The organism is Streptomyces sp. NPDC058375, assembly GCF_042723425.1.
GTDB classification, from domain to species: domain Bacteria; phylum Actinomycetota; class Actinomycetes; order Streptomycetales; family Streptomycetaceae; genus Streptomyces; species Streptomyces durocortorensis.
Genome location: NZ_JBHXJG010000047.1, coordinates 17,243 through 35,186 on the forward strand (window position 1 = coordinate 17,243; position 17,944 = coordinate 35,186).

The window sequence follows — 17,944 nt, forward strand, 5'->3', positions numbered from 1 at the left end:
TGGAGAATCTGAAGATAGTTGCCCACCGGGTCCACGATCGTCGAGAAGAACCAGCCCCCGCCGACCTCCTCGACCGGGCGCACCCACGTCACCCCGAGGGAATTCAGGTGCTTCTCCGCCGCCCGGATGTCCCGCACGGTGAGGTTGATCAGCTGCCGGCCCGGTTCGGCGGTGGTGCTGTCGTCGGTGGGCTCTGCCCTGGCTCTTTCCTCGCTCCGTGTGCCGCGCGCCGGGGCGTCCCCCGTCGCTCGATGTGCCTGTCCCGCCTACCAGTCATGACCGCCGCCGGCCGTGAAACTCGTCGGCGCCCGCCCCCGGCGCGCCTCCGATGGGCCGCTCCCCTTGTCTGATGGGCCGTCAGGTATGACGATGGCGGCCGTCGCCCGGGGCGGGACCGTCCCGGGCTGGAGAGGAAGGAGGCCGCCGTGCCGATATCGCCCTATGGGCCGCTGTCGTACGGGATGCAGTTGCCGGTCCAGTCGCAGAGCGTCATCTACGCGGAACCCTGGGAGGCGGCGGCGACCCCCGCCGATCTCGTCAGGGTCGCCCGGGCCGCCGACCGCGGTGGTTTCGCCTACGTCGCCGGCTGCGACCACGTCGCCATCCCGCGGCGGCTAGCGGAGGGCATGAGCACCGTCTGGTACGACCCCGTCGCAGCGCTCTCCTTTCTCGCCGGGGTCACCGAGCGCGTGCTGCTCATGAGCCATGTCGCCGTCGTCGGGCTGCGGCATCCGCTCGTCACCGCCAAGCAGTACGCCACCCTCGACCACCTCAGCGGCGGCCGGCTGATCCTCGGGGTCGGGGCCGGGCACGTACGGGAGGAGTTCGAGGCGGTCGGGGCGGACTTCGACGGGCGCGGGGGTGTGCTGGACGAGTCGATCGACGCGCTGCGGGCCGCGCTCGGGCCCGAGGAGTACCCGGAGTTCGCGGGGGAGCGGTTCTCGTTCAGCGGGCTCGGGCAGCTGCCCCGGCCCGCCCAGGAGCGGGTGCCCGTCTGGGTGGGCGGCTCTTCGCCCGCCGCCGTGCGCCGGGCCGCCGTACGGGGCGACGGGTGGCTGCCGCAGGGCGACCCCCGGGACCGGCTGCCCGCGCAGATCGCGCGGCTGCACGCCCTGCGGGAGGAGGCGGGCGTCGCGGAGCCGATCGTCGTCGGCGCGATCACCGAGCCGCTGTACGTCGGTGAGCCCGGGTGGTCCGTGGGGCGGCGGACGCTCAAAGGGAAGCCGGAGGAGCTGGCCGAGTCGCTGCGGGAGTACGCGGCGATGGGCGTGCACCAGATCCAGGTGCGCTTCCGGAGCCGGAGCGTGGACGAACTGACCGACCAGATGGCGGCGTTCGGTGCGGACGTGGCCCCGCACCTCGACAGGTAGGGGAGGGGCAAGCTGGACGGGCGGGTCGTCCTCGTCACCGGGGCGGCGCGCGGGCAGGGCGAGCAGGAGGCGCGGCTCTTCGTCGCGGAGGGCGCGCGGGTCGTCGTCGCCGATGTGCTGAACGAGCAAGGGGAGGCGCTGGCGGGGGGCGGACGTCGCTCGGTTCGTGCGGCTGGACGTCGGCGATGAAGAGGACTGGGCCGCCGCCGTCGCCGTGGCCAAGGACGCCTTCGGCAAGATCGACGGGCTCGTCAACAACGCCGGCGTCCTGCGGTGCCGGGGACGGTGCTGCGCTCGGGCCGCGACACCCGGACAGTGAGTACGGCGTGAGCGACCGCAGCCCCGGGAAGCTCTTCATCGGCGGGGAGTGGGTCGAGCCCGCCGACGGGCACTACGAGGTCATCGACCCCGCCACCGAGGAGGTCGCCGGCCTCGCCCCCGAGGCGAGCCGCGCCCAGGTGTACGAGGCGGCGGCAGCGGCCCGCGAAGCCTTCGGCCCCTGGTCGCGTACCCGTCCCGAGGAGCGCGCCGCGATCCTGGACCGGGCGGCCGACCTGATCCAGCGGGACTTCCTCGCCCACGCCGAGATCGCCCGGCGGGAGAGCGGAGCTACCGCCTCCACCGCCCGGGGGATGCAGGTCGGGGTCGGCATCGCCCGCTTCCGGCGGTACGCGCGCGGCGCGCTGGAGCCGGTCGAGGAGGCCATCGCGCCGCAGGTCAACGAGGCCGGACCGATGGGACGGGCCGGGGTCTTCGGGGCGCTGGCCGTCCGCCAGCCGGTCGGCGTGGTCACCTGCGTCACCTCGTACAACAACCCCTGGGCCAACCCGGGGGGCAAGATCGCGCCCGCGCTCGCGATGGGCAACTCGGTCGTCGTGAAGCCCGCCCCGCAGGACCCGCTCTCCGTTTACCGGATGGCCGCCGCCCTCGCGGAGGCGGGTGTTCCGCCGGGGGTGGTGAACGTCGTCACCGGGTCGGGCGCGGCGGCCGGTGAAGCCGCCGTGGACTCCCCGGATGTCGACATGGTCAGCTTCACCGGGTCCACCGGCGTCGGGCAGCGCATCGCGGAGGTGTGCGGGCGCGGGATGAAGCGTCAGCTGATGGAGCTGGGCGGGAAGGGGGCGGCACTCGTCCTCGACGACGCGGACCTGACCTCCGCCGTCGCGGGGATCGGGACCACCTTCTCCTTCTACAGCGGACAGATCTGTACGGCTCCGACCCGCGTCCTGGTCCATCGGTCCCGGCACGACGAGCTGATCGCCGCGCTGGCCGCGTACGCGAACAGGCTGACCGTCGGCGACCCCGCCGACCGGTCCACCGTGGTCGGCCCGGTCATCTCCACCGCCCACCGCGACCGCGTCGAGGCGTACGTGGAGCTGGGCCGGAAGGAAGGCGCGCGGGTCGTCACGGGCGGCGCCCGGCCCGCCCACCTGGGCCGGGGCTTCTACGTGGCGCCCACCCTCCTCGCCGACTGCACCCCCGACATGCGGGTCGTCCGCGAGGAGATCTTCGGGCCGGTCGTCGTGGTCGTCCCCTTCGACGACGAGGAAGAGGCTGTCGCGCTGGCCAACGACAGCGACTACGGCCTCATCGACTACGTCTGGTCCGGCGATGTCGCCCGCGCCTTCCGCGTGGCCCGGCGGCTGCGCGCGGGCGGGGTCGGCGTGAACACGGTCGGGCGGAACATGGAGGCCCCGTTCGGCGGGTTCAAGAAGAGCGGGGTGGGGCGGGACGTGGGCTCGTACGCCCTGCACGCCTACAGCGAGACACAGGCGATCGTCTGGCCCGGCTGAACCCTCACAGGAGCGGGCGCGGAGCGGCACGGGAAAATTTTGAACCTACCCAAAACGGACAGCGCTACGGTTACCGTACGTCGTCACGCTCGGCCAAGCTTCATGCATTGCAAGGTTTCGTTTGAATATCGCCTTGCATTAATAAAGCGCTTCGGGGGGTTGGTTGCCGCATCCAAGGGTGAGACGTTGGAGTCTCACGCTCCGGATGTGGATATCGCAGCGCATAGCGTCCTTCTCATGACTCAGCTGGACGCGCGGCCACAGGCCGGAGACACGGTACGGGGAAGCGCCCCGGCCGACGGCGGTGACGGCCGTGGCGGTGTACGGGGCAAAGGGCTCGGCGGGAACTCCGTCGGCCTCATGGGCAGCGCCGTCATCGGCGTCTCCACCGTCGCCCCCGTCTACTGCCTGACGTCCACCCTCGGCTCGACCGCCGGAGAGGTCGGCGTGCAGATGCCGGCCGTCTTCCTGGCCGGGTTCCTGCCGATGCTGCTCGTGGCCTTCGCCTACCGCGAGCTGAACAAGGTCATGCCGGACTGCGGCACCTCCTTCACCTGGACGGTGAAGGCGTTCGGCCCGCGCGTCGGCTGGATGTGCGGCTGGGGCCTCGTCATCGCGACGATCATCGTGCTGTCCAACCTGGCGGGCGTCGCCACCTCGTACTTCTGGCTGCTGGCGGGCGAGATCACCGGCAGCGAATCGGTCGCCGCCCTGGACGACAGCAAGCCCGTCCACATCCTCACCTGCCTCGCCCTCATCGCCGTCGCCACCGCGATCAGCTACCGGGGCATGACCGCCACCAAGGGCATCCAGTACGCCCTGGTCGGGCTCCAGTTGGTCGTCCTCGCCCTGTTCGTGACGATGGCGCTCAGCAAGGCCGGCAGCGGCGGCCCGGACTTCGCGTCCTCGCTCGACTTCTCCTGGTCCTGGCTGAACCCCTTCGCCGTCCAGTCCTTCGCCGCCTTCACGGCCGGCCTCTCCCTCTCCATCTTCATGTTCTGGGGCTGGGACGCCTGTCTGACCGCCAACGAGGAGACCACCGGCAGCGAGAAGACCCCCGGCCGCGCGGCCCTCATCGCCATGGTCGTCCTGGTCGGCTCCTACCTCGCCACCGGCATCGCCGCCCAGATGGCCGTCGGCTCCGGCACCTCCGGACTCGGCCTCGCCAACCCGGACACCTCCGACAACGTCTTCGCCGCCCTCGCCGGACCCGTGATGGGCCCCGGACTCGGCATCCTGCTCTTCCTCGCGGTCCTCGCCTCGGCCGCCGCCAGCCTTCAGACCACGTTCATCCCGGTCGCCCGCACGGTGCTCGCCATGTCCGCGTACGAGGCGATGCCGGCCTCGTACGCCAAGGTCCACCCCCGCTTCAAGACGCCCGGCCGGGCGACGATCACGGCGGGCATCGGCACCGGCGTCTTCTACACGGTGATGACCCTGGTCAGCGAGCACGTCCTGGTCGACACCATCTACGCGCTCGGCCTCATGATCTGCTTCTACTACGCGCTGACCGCCTTCGCCTGCGCCTGGTACTTCCGCGCCGAACTGACCCGCTCCGCCCGGGACCTGGTCTTCAAGGGCCTCTTCCCGCTGCTCGGCGGGGTCCTGCTCGCCGCCGTCTTCGCCAAGACCCTCTACGACATGTGGGATCCGGCGTACGGCTCCGGCTCCTCGGTGTTCGGCGTCGGCTCGGTCTTCGTCATCGGGGTGGGGCTGCTGCTCCTCGGCGTGGTCCTGATGGTCGCGATGGAGCGCCGCAGCCCGGCGTTCTTCCGGGGCGAGGTCCTGACGAAGCAGACCCCGGCGCTGGTGGTCCAGGACTGAGGGCGCGGCGGGGCGGGGTGCTGCTGCGCAGGACGCTGCGGTCCGAAGGCGCGTGGTCGGGGTCCGGAGGTGCGTAACGGCCCCGGCGGGCTTGCTCGCCGGGGCCTTCCGTCGTGTGGTGCCGTCAGGTCCGTGAGGCTCTACGGCCGCCAGTAACCCAGCGCGTTCACCCGGTCCTTGGGCAGGCCCAGCTCCTTGCGGAGGTACGCGGACAGGGTCCGGGTGGTCGACGTGTCGCAGGCGACCCAGACGTACGCGTCCGAGTGGTCGGCGCCCAGCAGCTCCGGCAGGGCCGCCTTCACCTCGGAGACCAGGTGCGCGCCCGCCTCGCGGCGCTCCACGTGGTGCAGGGTGTGGTGGGCCTCGTCGAGGCGGAACGGGAGTTTCCGGTCGTCCTCGTGCGCGGTCTCGAACCAGATCGTCGCCGAGGTCTCCGGGATCGCGTCCAGCAGGGAGTTGATCGCGGGCAGCGCCGCCGCGTCGCCGATCACGAAGAGCCGCGAGGGCGCCGGGTCGGGCAGTGTGAAACCGGTGCCCTGAAGCGTCGCGTCGATCGTGTCGCCCGGCTTCGTCGCCCGCGCCCAGTCGCAGGCGGGGCCCTCGTGCAGGGCGAATTCCAGACTGAAGGTGCCGGCCTCCGGGTCTGGGTCGACCAGGGTGTAGGCGCGCTGGTGCGGCTTGCCGTCCTTCTCGAACCACAGCCGCACCCACATCGTGGGGTGCGCCCCGCCGGTCGCCGAGAGCAGTCCGCCGTCGGTCACGTGCACCCGGCGAAAGCGGTCGGTGACCTGTTCCGCGCCGGTCACCGTGAACGTGAAGTCCCGGCCCCGGAACAGTTTGAGAACGACGCCTTCCCAGCCATGCCCCACGGTGTTCCCGCCCTCTCCTGCCGCCCCGGCCCACTGCCCAAAGGGTCACTTTAGGTTAGGCTAACCTAAATCTCGGGGGCTGGGGAGTGGCTGAAAACCACCGAGAGCAGGGGATGGGCAGAACGATGACCGTCGACATCGACAGCGACAGACCGGGCGAGAGACCTGGCGGGGGGCCGGACGGATCGGGCAGAGGGCCGGTCGGATCGGACGGAGGGGCGGGCGGCGGGCCCGGGCAGGTATCGGACGGAGGGCCGGGCGGGGGGCCCGGGCAGGTGCCGTCGGGCGGCTTCGAGCTGTTCCGCGACGACTGGGGGATACCCCACCTGCGGGCCGCCGGCCCCCTCGCGCTGGCCCGCGCCCAGGGCCACGCCACCGCCCTCGACCGGGCCTGGCAGCTGGAGACCGAGCGGCACCGGGTGCTCGGCACCAGCGCCTCCCACCTCGGCGCGGAAGCCGTCGACTGGGACCGGTTCGTCCGGCGGGCCCGGATCGCCGACACAGCCCGCCGCTGCTTCGACCGCCTCGCGCCGGAGACCGCCGCCTGGGTCGCGGCGTACGTCGACGGCGTCAACGACGGCCTCACCGAAGGGGCCGCCCACGCACCCGAGTTCGCCGCCCTGGGCATCGCCCCCGGCCGCTGGGAGCCCTGGACCCCGCTCGGCGTCTGGCTCTCCACGCACATCCTGTTCGCGGGATTCCCGACCAAGCTCTGGCGCGAAGAGGTCGCCCGCCGACTCGGCGAGGACCGGATGACCCTCTTCGCCACCGACGGCCCCGGCACGGCGGGCAGCAACGGCTGGCTGCTCACCGGCGCCCGCACCGCCACCGGCGCCCCGCTGATCGCGGGCGACCCGCACCGCTTCATCGAGGACCCCGGCGTCTACCAGCAGATCCGCCTCGCCTGCCCCGAGTTCGACGTCGTCGGCCTCGCGGTCCCCGGCATCCCCGGCATCGCCCACTTCGGGCACACCGGCCACGTCGCCTGGGCGATCACCAACGCCATGGCCGACTACCAGGACCTCTACCGGGAGCGGCTGCGCCGCACCGAGGACGGCGGAGTGGAGGCGCTCGGCCCGGACGGCTGGTACCGGGCCCACGCCCACACCGAGACGATCGAGGTGGCGGGGGCGGACCCGGAGCAGGTCGAGGTCATCGAGACGGACCGGGGGCCGGTGATCATCGGGGACGACCCCGGGACCGGGAGCGAGGCGGCCGACGTGGCCGGGGGCGAGGTGGCCGACGTGGCCCCGGCCGCCGAAGGCGCCCACCCTGAGCCCGGCGCGGCCGCCGACGCCGCCTTCATCAGCCTCCGCTACCCGCCCCGCGTCACCGGCGAACTCGGCTTCGACGTGCTGCCCGCACTGCTCCGGGCCCGTACGGTCGCCGACGTCGACACCGCCCTCGACCGCTGGGTGGAGCCCGTCAACGTGGTGCTGGCCGCCGACACCGCAGGCGGCACCCTGCACCGGGTCGCCGGTCACGTCCCGGTGCGCCCGTACGTCAACCGGCTGCGGGTCGTTCCCGCCGAGGACCCGGCGTACGCCTGGCGCGAGGGCGAGGCCGTCCCCCTGCCCCGTACCGATGTCGACGGCTCCGACAGCTCCGACAGCTCCGGCGGGATCGCGGTGATGGCCAATGAGCGCGGCCTCGCCGCCCCGCTCGGCGTCGAGTTCGCACCCCCGCACCGGGCCCACCGGATACGGGAGTTGCTCGGCGCGCGCACCGGCTGGACCTCCGACGCCCAGGCCGCCGTCCACACCGACACCCGCCTCGCCTCCTCCCGCCCACTGCTGGCCCTGCTCGCCTGGGCCCCCGGCCTCGGCCCCGCCGCCGAACGCCTCCGGGACCGGCTGCTGCGCTGGGACCGCCACATGGACGCGGACAGCACCGACGCGACCCTCTACGCCCGCCTGCGCACCGACGTCGTCCACCGGCTGGCCGCCCACCCCGCCCTCAAGGGCGTCACGGGCGCGGACGACCCCTGGCGCTCGCCGGCCTGCCCCGCCCTCTTCCGCCCCTGGCTCGCCGCCGTCCCCCGGATCGGCTACGCCCTGGAGAGCCTGCTCACCGTAGGACTCCTGCCGCACGAGGACCGGTTGGCGCTCGTCGCGGCCTCGGCCGAGGCCGTCGCGGCGGCGGCCGAGGAGACCCCGCCCGCCCCGTGGGGCGAGCTGCACCGGCTCTCCCCCTGGCAGGCCCTGCCGGACCTCGCACCCGAAAGTTCCGACGCGGAGGCGATCCGGCCGGGGGTCGCGGGCGACCACGACTGCGTGCTGTCCACCTCCAGCGTCCCCGGCGTCACCGACCTGTTCGCCCGGGGCCCGGCCGCCCGCTACGTCTGGGACCTGGCCCGCCGCGAGGACAGCCGGTGGGCGGTCCCGTTCGGCGCGTCCGGAGTCCCCGGCTCCGCCCACCACCGCGACCAGACGCCCCTGTGGGCACGGGGCGAGCTCGCCCCGGTCGTCACGGACTGGAACCTGCTGCACCGCACGACGCCCCACCGCACATCGCTCCACCGCACCGAGGAGAACCCCGCCATGACCACCGCAGCCACCGGGCCCGCGGCCCCCGCCCTCCGGCCCGCCGTGCACGAGCAGAAGGTCGAGGGCTTCGGCACCGTCCGCCTGGTCCCGGTCGACCCGGCGGCCGACGCCGACCTGCTGCACGGCTGGGTCACCGAGGAGCGGGCCCGCTTCTGGGGCATGGCCGACCACACCCGCGAACAGGTCCGGGAGATCTACGAGTTCGTCGACTCGCTCCCCACGCACCACGCCTACCTCGCCCTGCGTGACGGCGTCCCGGCCGCGCTCTTCCAGACGTACGAGCCGGACGCCGACCCGGTCGGCGAGTGCTACGACGTACAGCCCGGAGACTTCGGCATCCACCTGCTCATCGCGGCCGCCGAGGGCGAGGGAGCGGTGAAGGGGTACACGGACGCCCTTCTCACCGCGTTCATCGCCTACGTCTTCGGCGACCCGGCCCACCTGCGGGTCGTCGTCGAGCCCGACGCCCGCAACGAGAAGGCCCTCGCCCGGATGGTCCGGGTCGGGTTCGAGCTGGGCCCGGAGATCGAGAAGCCGGAGAAGACGGCCCGGCTGGCGTTCCTGACGAGGGCGGCGCTGGGACTGGCGTAACGGACCATCGCGCACAGCGGCGGCGCGGGCCCTACGACACGGGGCCCGCCCCGGGCTCATGGCGTGGAGCCCGCCCCGCTCCACGGCGCGGCGGATCAGCTCCGACACCGCGAACGGCGCGCCGTCCGCCGGACGGCCGTACGCGCCGTAGAGCGTGAGGCCCGCCCAGAGAGAGGCGGAGCAGGCCCTACGACGCCGGGTCCGCCCCGTCCGGGTACAGTGCGCCGCCCGGCCGGAACAGCCGCTTGGCGACCGCGTGCCCGCCCTCCGCCGCCATCCGGAACCACGGCTCCGCCGCCGTCAGCCCCTCCCGCTGCTCGACCAGGCGGCCCAGCTCCCACATCGACTCCACGTCACCGGCCTCGACCGCCTGCCGCAGCAGCCGCTCGGCGGTGTCGGGTCGACCCTCGGCCCGGGCGGTCAGGGCGAGCGTCCGCAGCTCCCGTACGGCCCGGGCGTCCCCGGCGGCGGCCGCCGCCGCCAGCGCGCGCGGATCGGCGGGGCGGCGGTACCGGTTCCCCAGGATCAGCAGGATCCCGAGCACCCACATGATCCAGCTCAGGCTGATCAGCGTGCCGTTGCCGGTGATCACCCCGGTCAGACTCAGCGCGCCGCCCGCCGGCAGCAGGAAGTACCCCAGCCCCAGCCCCGGCCCCACTCCCGGTCCCATGCCCGGTCCCACTCCCGGTCCCATTCCCGCTCCTCTCCGCCCGGCCCGCGCCACGCGTGCTTCGTCCCTTCCCGCTTCTCAGCCCGTCGTACCGGCCGCCGCGTCGAGGAAGACCGGGTTGGTGAGCGCCGCGAACGCGCCCGGCAGTCCGGGAACGGCCGGTGCGTGCCGGACCTCGGCGCGTACGTACGCGGCGTGGTCGGGGGTCGTACGCCACTCCACCACGTCCGCTCCCGCCGCGGGCAGCGGGGTGGTCAGCAGGACCCCCTGATCGGTGACCAGCCGCACCGTGCAGTCGGCGGGCGCACCCGACACCGCCAGCCGTACGTTCACGGGGGCGTCCGCCGCCGCTCGCAGCCGCTCGCCGATGCCCGCGTGCCGGCCCCGCCCGTCCGTCGCGCCGAAGGAGAGGGTGAGGGCGGCGGACTCGGCGAGGTAGGAGCGCCCGGCCCGGATGCCCGCGAGGACCGCCCGCCGCGACAGCGACTCGGCCAGGACGACGGTCTGCGGGTGGCCCAGGCGGTCCGGCTCGCGGTGCGCGTCGCTGTTGCCCATCGCGGGGAGCCAGCGCCCCGGCCCGTCGTCCGCGTTCCGTACGGAGGCCACCAGCGCGTTGTCCCACTCGGCGAGGGCGACCTCGTCGTCCGGGGTCCAGGGCCCGTTCCACACCTCGACCGCGTCCGCCTCCGCGAGGCCGAACTTCCAGTTGCAGCCGATGCAGGTGGCGTGCGGATGGGCGGGCACGACGAGCCCGCCGGCCCGGCGGATCTGGCGCGCGTACCGGCCGAAGCGGTGGTCGCGGGCCCGGTAGCGCCAGTCGACGAAGACGCCCGGGTCGGTGCCGACGGCCAGCACGTGCCCGTTGCGGGTGGTGATCTCCTCGCCGGTCAGGATCAGCAGGTCGTCGCCCCACAGACCCTCCCACGCTGCGTGGGCGGAGGTGGTGTTGTGCTCGCTGCTGTTGATGAAGTCGAGCCCGGCGGCCCGCGCGGCGGCGGCGACCTCGGCCGGGGTGCGCCGCCCGTCCGAGTGCGTGGAGTGGACGTGGCAGTCGCCCCGGTACCAGGCCCGGCCGCGCCCCTTGGCCCGCTCGGGCGGGTAGGCGGGGGTGGGGGTACGGGCCGGCTCCCCGAAGCGGAGGGTGACGGTCACCTCGTACGGGAGGCCTTCGGGGGCCACGGTGTAGGGGGCCAGGGCGATGTGCCAGGTGCCGGGGCGTACGGGGCCCGGAAGGTAGCCGGGGGTCGCGGTGTCGGCGCGGACGAAGAACGAGGTGCGCGCCCCGCCGGACCAGCCTCGGAAGCCGCGCCCGCCCAGGGCCGTGCCGCGTTCGTCGAAGAGGCCGATATCGAGCGCGTTGCCCTGGACGCCGGGTGGCACGGGCGGCTTCCCGTACGTGTACGAGACGACCAACTCGGTTACCCCGCGCGGGACTTCGATCGGGAGGTACACGTAGTCGGGCGACCCGGCGGGCAGTGTCCCGCGCACGGTCCGGGTGCGCCGGGGACCGTCGTCGGGGCCGGGCCCGGGGCGGTCTGCGGCGTGGGCGAAGCTCACGGTGGCCAACGTCAAGCCGGTGGCGGCAGTCGCGGCGAGGAGGCCGCGCCGGTGCACAGCGGTGTTCGTGGCGGTGTTCACGGCTGCGTTCATGGCTGTCACGGTCTCGGATTTCGCCGACATACGGCTTACGTTGGCGCTTCGCACGGACGACGTACAGAAGGACGACGTACAGAAGCAGGACGACCACGGAGGTGTCACGGAGGTGGCTTCGATGCGGATTTCCACCACGATCTTCCTCACCGACGAGACGGTGACCCCGGTCAGGCTCGCCCGCGAGCTGGAGCAGCGGGGGTTCGGCGGGCTGTATCTGCCCGAGCACACGCACATCCCGGTGAGCCGCCGCACGCCGTACCCGATGGGCGGTGACCTGCCCCGCGAGTACGGCCGCACGCTGGACCCGTTCGTCGCCCTCGGCCAGGCCGCCGCCGTCACCGAGCGCCTCACCCTCGGCACGGGCATCACGCTGGTCGCCCAGCACGACCCGATCGACCTGGCCAAGCAGGCCGCCACCCTGGACCACCTCTCCGGCGGCCGGTTCACGCTCGGCGTCGGCTACGGCTGGAACGTCGAGGAGGCCGCCGACCACGGGGTGGAGTGGCCGACGCGCCGGGACCGGGTCCGGGACCGGATGGCGCTGATGCGGGCCCTGTGGGCGGACGAGCCGAGCGGGTACGAGGGCGCCTTCGGGTCGGTGCAGGCGAGCGAGGCGCACCCGAAGCCCTGCCGGCGGCCCCGCGGCCCGGTCAACGGCCCGCGCACGCTGATCGGCGGCGGGGCGGGCCCGAAGCTGTTCGCGCACATCGCGGAGTACGCGGACGGTTGGCTGCCCATCGGCGGCGGGGGTCTCACGGAGTCCCTGCCGAAGCTGCGGGCGGCCTGGGAGGAGGCCGGGCGCGACCCGAAGGGTCTCCAGGTGGTGCCGTACGCGGTCCACCCCAGCCCCGGAAAGCTCGCCCACTACGCGGACCTGGGCATCGAGGAGGTCGTGCTCCAGCTGCCCCCGGCGGACGAACCGGAGGTCCTGCGGACGCTGGACGCGTACGCCGCGTACCTGTGAGAAGGGGCCCTCCGGGGCCGCCGGTGCAACCGTGCCCGCGTACAAGGCATCCTTATCCACCGGGGATCGCATACGCGGGCCGGAGGCCCGCCCGGGTGGGGAGTGGAATGAACAGGCCGTTGCGGCACATAGCCATCTTCTGCGGGCTGCTGGTGCTGGCCCTGCTGCTGCGGGCGAACTGGCTCCAGCACGTCGACCGCCAGGAGCTGGCCCAGCACGAGCACAACGCCCGGGTGCGGTTCGAGCGGTTCTCCACCCCGCGCGGCGACATCATCGTCGGCGGCAAGGCGGTCACCGGGTCGAAGGAGACCGACAGCCGGGACTACGCGTTCCGCCGGACCTACAAGGACGGTCCGATGTACGCGCCCGTCACCGGCTACGCCTCCCAGTCCCGGGGCACGTCACTGCTGGAGCGGACCTACGACAGCGTCCTCAGCGGCCAGGACGACCGCTTCGCCTTCCGGCACGCCAAGGACGTCCTGACCGGCCAGCCCCGGCGCGGCGGCGACGTGATCACGACGATCGACGCCAAGGCGCAGAAGGCCGGCTACAAGGGGCTGACCGACCTGGGCGCCCGGGGCGCGGTCGTCGCCCTGGACCCGAGCACCGGCAAGGTGCTGGCCCTGGCCTCGACGCCCTCGTACGACCCCGAGGCCTTCGCCGGCATCTCGTTCAAGGAGAGCGACCGCTTCACCGCGCTGGAGAAGAAGAAGGACAAGCCGCTGGCCAACCGCCCGCTGCGCGAAACGTACCCGCCCGGCTCCACCTTCAAGATCCTCACGGCCGCGGCGGCGCTGGAGCACGGCGTGGTCACCGACGTGGACGCCCGGACGGACGCCGTCTCGCCCTACCCCCTGCCGCTCGCCTCGAACAAGATCGGCAGCGAGGCGGGCGACGCCGTGTGCAACAAGGCGTCGATGAAGACGGCCATGCAGTTCTCCTGCAACAACGTCTTCCTGGACGCCGCGTCCGAGCTGGGCGAGGACCGGATGCGGGAGACGGCGGAGAAGTTCGGCTTCAACGAGGACGTGTACGCGGAGGAGTTCGGCGACCTGCTCGCCACGAAGAGCCTCTACCCGCCGAAGCTCGACAAGCCCGGCACGGCCCTCACCGGTATGGGCCAGGGCAGCCTGACCAGCACCCCGATGCAGATGGCGATGGTCACGGCGGCCCTCGCGAATGACGGCAAGCTGATGCAGCCGTTCATCGTCGACGAGCTGCGCGGCCCGGACCTCTCCACGCTGGAGAAGAACGAGCCGAAGGAGATGAGCCAGGCCGTCTCGCCGGAGACGGCGAAGAAGGTCCAGGAGATGATGGAGCACACCGCGAAGGAGGGCAGCGCCCAGCGCGCTCTGATCGACGGTGTCACGGTCGGCGGCAAGACGGGTACGGCCCAGCGGGGCGTGAACGTCGAGGACGAGGTGCCGTACGGCTGGTTCGTCAGCTACGGCAAGAAGGACGACGGCCGCTCGGTCGCGGTCGCCGTGTTCATCGACCCGACGGACATGGACATCTCCCGCTCGGACATCTCGGGCGGCCGCCTCGGCGCCCCGATCGCGAAGAGCGTGATGCAGGCGGTGCTGGGGGACTAGGGGGCCATCTCAGCCCGTCCGGACGCCCACTCCAGCCCGTCCGGGGCGGCCCTCCCAATTCGTCCGGGGTGAGCCAAAACAAGCCCGTCCGGCGTTTGAGGACGGAACCGCCAAGGTGGCCCTGGGTGACGCAACGGGGTGCCGAGCCCCAGGTCCCTGTCTGCCCTCACGCCCCCCGAGGCAAGGGTTCCGTCGTCAAACGCCGGACGGGCTGATAGCGCTCCGGCCTGGTGGGCGCCCCGAGGCGCGGGAGGGCACCCCGGAAGGGCTCCCTACGTCATGGTCGACTCGGCCTCCTGGATGGGTGATGCGGCCGACGCCTTCGCGGCGCTCCCCGAGATCATGGAGGCGCACGTGATCGCGGGCAGCGCATCGGCGATGGGTGAAGGTCAGGACCGCGACCACCGAGCAGTTGCAGGACGTACTCCGCCGGATCGACGGGGTCGGCGGGACGCAGGCCACGGTGGTGCTGGAGACGTTCTTCGAACGCCCCGTCCCGCTGGAGACCACCGCCGAGGTGTGACTCCGCCCAGGGGCAACGGCTCTAGCGCACCGACCTCAACGTGCCCCGCCGCACGACCTTCTCCTCCTCCTCCTCCTCCGCCTCGGGCGTGACACCGGAGGAAGAGGCGGAGCCAGCGGAGGCGGCGGCGGAGGAGGCCAACGCCACCAGCTCCGTCAACGCGTCGATACGGAAGTCCGCCGTCTCCACCACATCCGGATGCTCCGCCCACCAGTGCCCGTACGGCCCGCGCCGCAGATGCGCCGTCCGCATCCCCGCCGCCGCGGCCGGGAACAGGTCGTCGGCCGGGTGGTCGCCCACGTACAGCGTCGCCTCCGGGGCCGCGCCCGCCACCTCGGCCACCCGTGCGAAGAATTCCGGGTCCGGCTTGCGTACGCCCCACTCGTCCGAGGTGACCACCAGGTCGGCGGGCAGGTCCAGCGCCCGCAGCAACTTCCCGGCCCGGACCGTGCCGTTCCCCGCCACCACGACCCGGACGCCCGCGGCCCGCAGTTCGCCCAGCGCGGGCCGGACGTCCTGGTAGAGGTCCGACTCGTCGAGGTGTTCCCCGCGCCCGGCGGCGGCCCGCGCGCGGTAGGCCTCCTCGACGTCCATGTCGGGCCGCAGGATCCGCAGCGCGTCCGTGGCCTCGCGGCCCTGGGTGACGGCCGCGCCCACCAAAGCGCCGAGCGTGTGCGGTGGTACGCCGAGCCAGTTGGCCCAGGACGCCCAGTGCCGGTCGTCGCGTACGAGGGTTTCGCCGATGTCGAGGACGATCGTTTCCATCACCGTTCCGACACTAGGCGCGAGGACGCCGCCTGCGGGCTCTCATTCGGGTGAGTCGGCCCGCACGAGTGACCAGGAGCATCCGCGGGCCTGCGCATACAGGCCCCGGGCCCTGGTCCGGTACCCGCGCCTCGCTCGTATGCTCGGTTCATGACCGATCCCGATGCCGATCCCCAGAGCGGACGCCCCACCTCCAACGCCATGCGGCGCGCGCTCAAACGCGCCCGTGACGGTGTCGCCCTCGACGTCACCGAGGCCGCCGTCCTGCTCCAGGCGCGCGGCGACGACCTGAAGGATCTGGCCGCGTCCGCCGCCCGCGTCCGGGACGCGGGCCTGGAGGCCGCGGGCCGGCCGGGCGTGATCACGTACTCGCGCAAGGTCTTCATCCCGCTCACCCGCCTCTGCCGCGACAAGTGCCACTACTGCACCTTCGTCACCGTCCCCGGTAAGCTCCGCCGCGCCGGCCACGGGATGTTCCTGTCCCCCGACGAGGTGTTGAAGATCGCCCGCGACGGCGCGGCGATGGGCTGCAAGGAAGCGCTGTTCACCCTCGGCGACCGCCCCGAGGACCGGTGGCCCGAGGCGCGCGAGTGGCTGGAGGCGGAGGGGTACGACGACACGCTCGCGTACGTACGCGCCATGGCGATCCGGGTCCTGGAGGAGACGGGCCTGCTGCCCCACCTCAACCCGGGCGTCCTGACCTGGACCGACCTCCAGCGCCTCAAGCCCGTCGCGCCCTCGATGGGGATGATGCTGGAGACGACGGCGACCCGCCTGTGGTCCGAGCCCGGCGGCCCGCACCACGGCTCCCCGGACAAGGAACCGGCCGTACGGCTGCGGGTCCTCGAAGACGCGGGCCGCTCCAACGTCCCCTTCACCACCGGCATCCTGATCGGGATCGGCGAGTCCTACGAGGAGCGCGCCGACTCCCTCTTCGAGCTGCGCAAGACGGCCCGGGCCTACCACGGCATCCAGGAAGTCATCGTGCAGAACTTCCGCGCCAAGCCGGACACGGCGATGCGCGGGATGCCCGACGCGGAGCTGGAGGAGCTGGCCGCCGCGATCGCCGTGACCCGGCACATCCTCGGCCCGTCCGCCCGGATCCAGGCCCCGCCGAACCTGGTGGACGCCGAGTACGCGCTCCTCATCGGCGCGGGCATCGACGACTGGGGCGGGGTCTCGCCGCTCACCCCCGACCATGTGAACCCCGAGCGCCCCTGGCCGCACATCGACGAACTGGCGGCGCGCACCGCCGAGTCGGGCTTCACGCTCCGTGAACGCCTCACCATCTACCCCGAGTTCATCCAGCGCGGGGAGCCCTGGCTCGACCCCCGGCTCCTCCCGCACGTCCGCGCCCTGGCCGACCCGGAGACGGGCCTCGCCCGCGAGGACGCGCTCCCCGTCGGCCTGCCCTGGCAGGAGCCCGACGAGGGGTTCGCCTCCTCCGGCCGCACCGACCTCCACGCCACCATCGACACCGAGGGCCGCACCGGCGACCGACGCAACGACTTCGACGAGGTGTACGGGGACTGGGAGGCGCTCCGCGAGGCGGCGGCGCCCGGCATGGTCCCGTCCCGGATCGACGCCGACGTACGCCAGGCCCTGAGCCAGGCCGACGACGACCCCACGAAGCTCACCGACGACCAGGCCCTCGCCCTGCTCCACGCGGACGGCCCGGCGCTGGACGAGCTGTGCCGGATCGCGGACGCGCTGCGCCGGGACGTGGTCGGTGACGACGTCACGTACATCGTCACGCGGAACATCAACTTCACCAACGTCTGCTACACGGGCTGCCGCTTCTGCGCCTTCGCCCAGCGCCGCACCGACGCCGACGCGTACACCCTCTCGCTGGACCAGGTCGCGGACCGGGCGGCGCAGGCGTGGGACGTCGGCGCGGTCGAGGTCTGCATGCAGGGCGGCATCCACCCGGACCTGCCGGGCACGGCCTACTTCGACATCGCACGGGCGGTGAAGGAACGCGTCCCCGGCATGCACGTCCACGCCTTCTCGCCCATGGAGGTCGTCAACGGCGCGACCCGCACCGGGATGTCGATCCGCGACTGGCTGACGGCCGCCAAGGAAGCGGGACTCGACTCGATCCCCGGTACGGCGGCGGAGATCCTGGACGACGAGGTCCGCTGGGTCCTCACCAAGGGCAAGCTGCCCACGGCCACCTGGCTGGAGGTCATCAAGACGGCGCACGAGGTGGGCCTGCGCTCGTCCTCGACGATGATGTACGGGCACGTGGACCAGCCCCGCCACTGGCTGGGCCACTTCCGTACGCTCTCCCGACTCCAGCAGGAGACAGGCGGCTTGACGGAGTTCGTCACCCTCCCCTTCATCCACACCAACGCCCCGGTCTACCTGGCCGGCATCGCCCGCCCCGGCCCGACGGACCGCGACAACCGCGCCGTCACCGCGATGGCGCGGCTGCTCCTCCACCCGCACATCCCCAACATCCAGACGAGCTGGGTGAAGCTCGGCACGGAGGGCGCGGCGGAAATGCTCCGCTCGGGCGCGAACGACCTGGGCGGCACGCTGATGGAGGAGACCATCTCCCGTATGGCGGGGTCGAGTTACGGCTCGTACCGCTCCATCAAGGACCTGGAGGCTATCGCCGAGCTGGCGGGCCGCCCGTCCCGTCCCCGTACGACGCTGTACGGGGAGGTCCCGGCCGAACGGGTCGCGGCGGCCACGGCCTCGGACGGCCATCTGCCGGAACTGCTGCCGGTGCTGCCCAGCTGAGGGCGGAGGGCGGAAGAGGTGTGCGGGGCGGGGGGAGCC

The 17,944-nt window shown here is 73.0% G+C and carries 11 protein-coding genes and 2 pseudogenes; 9 read left to right on the forward strand and 4 right to left on the reverse strand.

Annotation, left to right across the window (positions count from 1 at the left end; genetic code table 11):
• The first annotated feature begins 425 nt into the window (after positions 1-425).
• The 4 genes and pseudogenes from ACFWM7_RS11010 (at position 426) to ACFWM7_RS11025 (ending at position 4,987) form a co-directional block, all read left to right on the forward strand.
• Complete coding sequence (locus ACFWM7_RS11010) at positions 426-1,370, forward strand: LLM class F420-dependent oxidoreductase (RefSeq protein WP_383258087.1); 945 nt, start codon at positions 426-428, stop codon at positions 1,368-1,370.
• A gap of 12 nt (positions 1,371-1,382) precedes the next feature.
• A pseudogene (locus ACFWM7_RS11015) lies at positions 1,383-1,644 on the forward strand (SDR family NAD(P)-dependent oxidoreductase); the annotation flags it as partial.
• A gap of 52 nt (positions 1,645-1,696) precedes the next feature.
• Positions 1,697-3,163, forward strand: coding sequence for an aldehyde dehydrogenase family protein (locus ACFWM7_RS11020; RefSeq protein ID WP_383258090.1), 1,467 nt, complete (start codon positions 1,697-1,699; stop codon positions 3,161-3,163).
• A 237-nt stretch (positions 3,164-3,400) separates the two neighbouring features.
• A complete protein-coding gene (locus tag ACFWM7_RS11025) occupies positions 3,401-4,987 on the forward strand; it encodes an APC family permease (RefSeq protein WP_383258093.1) in 1,587 nt (528 codons plus the stop codon).
• A 140-nt stretch (positions 4,988-5,127) separates the two neighbouring features.
• Here the strand turns inward: ACFWM7_RS11025 and ACFWM7_RS11030 are convergent, their stop codons facing one another.
• Positions 5,128-5,856: a siderophore-interacting protein gene (locus ACFWM7_RS11030; protein ID WP_383258095.1), complete on the reverse strand. Its 729-nt coding sequence runs from the start codon at positions 5,854-5,856 to the stop codon at positions 5,128-5,130.
• A gap of 125 nt (positions 5,857-5,981) precedes the next feature.
• Here ACFWM7_RS11030 and ACFWM7_RS11035 point away from each other — a divergent pair, with 125 nt between their 5' ends.
• The gene (locus ACFWM7_RS11035) at positions 5,982-8,993 is read left to right on the forward strand and encodes a GNAT family N-acetyltransferase (protein WP_383258097.1); all 3,012 of its coding nucleotides are present in this window, start codon (positions 5,982-5,984) and stop codon (positions 8,991-8,993) included.
• A 187-nt stretch (positions 8,994-9,180) separates the two neighbouring features.
• Here ACFWM7_RS11035 and ACFWM7_RS11040 read toward each other — a convergent pair whose 3' ends face one another.
• Entirely contained in the window at positions 9,181-9,687 is a 507-nt protein-coding gene (locus ACFWM7_RS11040; protein ID WP_383258099.1) for a sel1 repeat family protein, read from the reverse strand.
• A gap of 54 nt (positions 9,688-9,741) precedes the next feature.
• Positions 9,742-11,313 (reverse strand): CehA/McbA family metallohydrolase, encoded by a 1,572-nt coding sequence (locus ACFWM7_RS11045; RefSeq protein WP_383258102.1) that lies wholly within the window; start codon positions 11,311-11,313, stop codon positions 9,742-9,744.
• Positions 11,314-11,434: 121 nt separating this feature from the next.
• On the opposite strand from ACFWM7_RS11045, the gene ACFWM7_RS11050 reads away from it, so the two are divergent.
• From ACFWM7_RS11050 to ACFWM7_RS11060, 3 genes and pseudogenes are all read left to right on the forward strand, one after another.
• Positions 11,435-12,280: an LLM class F420-dependent oxidoreductase gene (locus ACFWM7_RS11050; protein WP_383258112.1), complete on the forward strand. Its 846-nt coding sequence runs from the start codon at positions 11,435-11,437 to the stop codon at positions 12,278-12,280.
• A 107-nt stretch (positions 12,281-12,387) separates the two neighbouring features.
• The gene (locus ACFWM7_RS11055; protein WP_383258104.1) at positions 12,388-13,872 is read left to right on the forward strand and encodes a peptidoglycan D,D-transpeptidase FtsI family protein; all 1,485 of its coding nucleotides are present in this window, start codon (positions 12,388-12,390) and stop codon (positions 13,870-13,872) included.
• Between the two features lie 273 nt (positions 13,873-14,145).
• A pseudogene (locus tag ACFWM7_RS11060) lies at positions 14,146-14,395 on the forward strand (Lrp/AsnC ligand binding domain-containing protein); the annotation flags it as partial.
• Between the two features lie 21 nt (positions 14,396-14,416).
• Here the strand turns inward: ACFWM7_RS11060 and ACFWM7_RS11065 are convergent.
• Entirely contained in the window at positions 14,417-15,160 is a 744-nt protein-coding gene (locus tag ACFWM7_RS11065) for an HAD family hydrolase (RefSeq protein ID WP_383258116.1), read from the reverse strand.
• Between the two features lie 150 nt (positions 15,161-15,310).
• Between ACFWM7_RS11065 and ACFWM7_RS11070 the strand changes: the two genes are divergently transcribed.
• Positions 15,311-17,905: a bifunctional FO biosynthesis protein CofGH gene (locus ACFWM7_RS11070; protein WP_383258106.1), complete on the forward strand. Its 2,595-nt coding sequence runs from the start codon at positions 15,311-15,313 to the stop codon at positions 17,903-17,905.
• Positions 17,906-17,944: the final 39 nt, after the last annotated feature.

Coding starts and splice junctions, on each gene's coding strand:
- ACFWM7_RS11045 (WP_383258102.1), bottom strand. CDS start 11,313: ATGAACGCAGCCGTGAACACCGCCACGAACACCGCTGTGCACCGGCGC.
- ACFWM7_RS11025 (WP_383258093.1), top strand. CDS start 3,401: ATGACTCAGCTGGACGCGCGGCCACAGGCCGGAGACACGGTACGGGGA.
- ACFWM7_RS11070 (WP_383258106.1), top strand. CDS start 15,311: ATGACCGATCCCGATGCCGATCCCCAGAGCGGACGCCCCACCTCCAAC.
- ACFWM7_RS11040 (WP_383258099.1), bottom strand. CDS start 9,687: ATGGGACCGGGAGTGGGACCGGGCATGGGACCGGGAGTGGGGCCGGGG.
- ACFWM7_RS11055 (WP_383258104.1), top strand. CDS start 12,388: ATGAACAGGCCGTTGCGGCACATAGCCATCTTCTGCGGGCTGCTGGTG.
- ACFWM7_RS11065 (WP_383258116.1), bottom strand. CDS start 15,160: ATGGAAACGATCGTCCTCGACATCGGCGAAACCCTCGTACGCGACGAC.
- ACFWM7_RS11050 (WP_383258112.1), top strand. CDS start 11,435: ATGCGGATTTCCACCACGATCTTCCTCACCGACGAGACGGTGACCCCG.
- ACFWM7_RS11035 (WP_383258097.1), top strand. CDS start 5,982: ATGACCGTCGACATCGACAGCGACAGACCGGGCGAGAGACCTGGCGGG.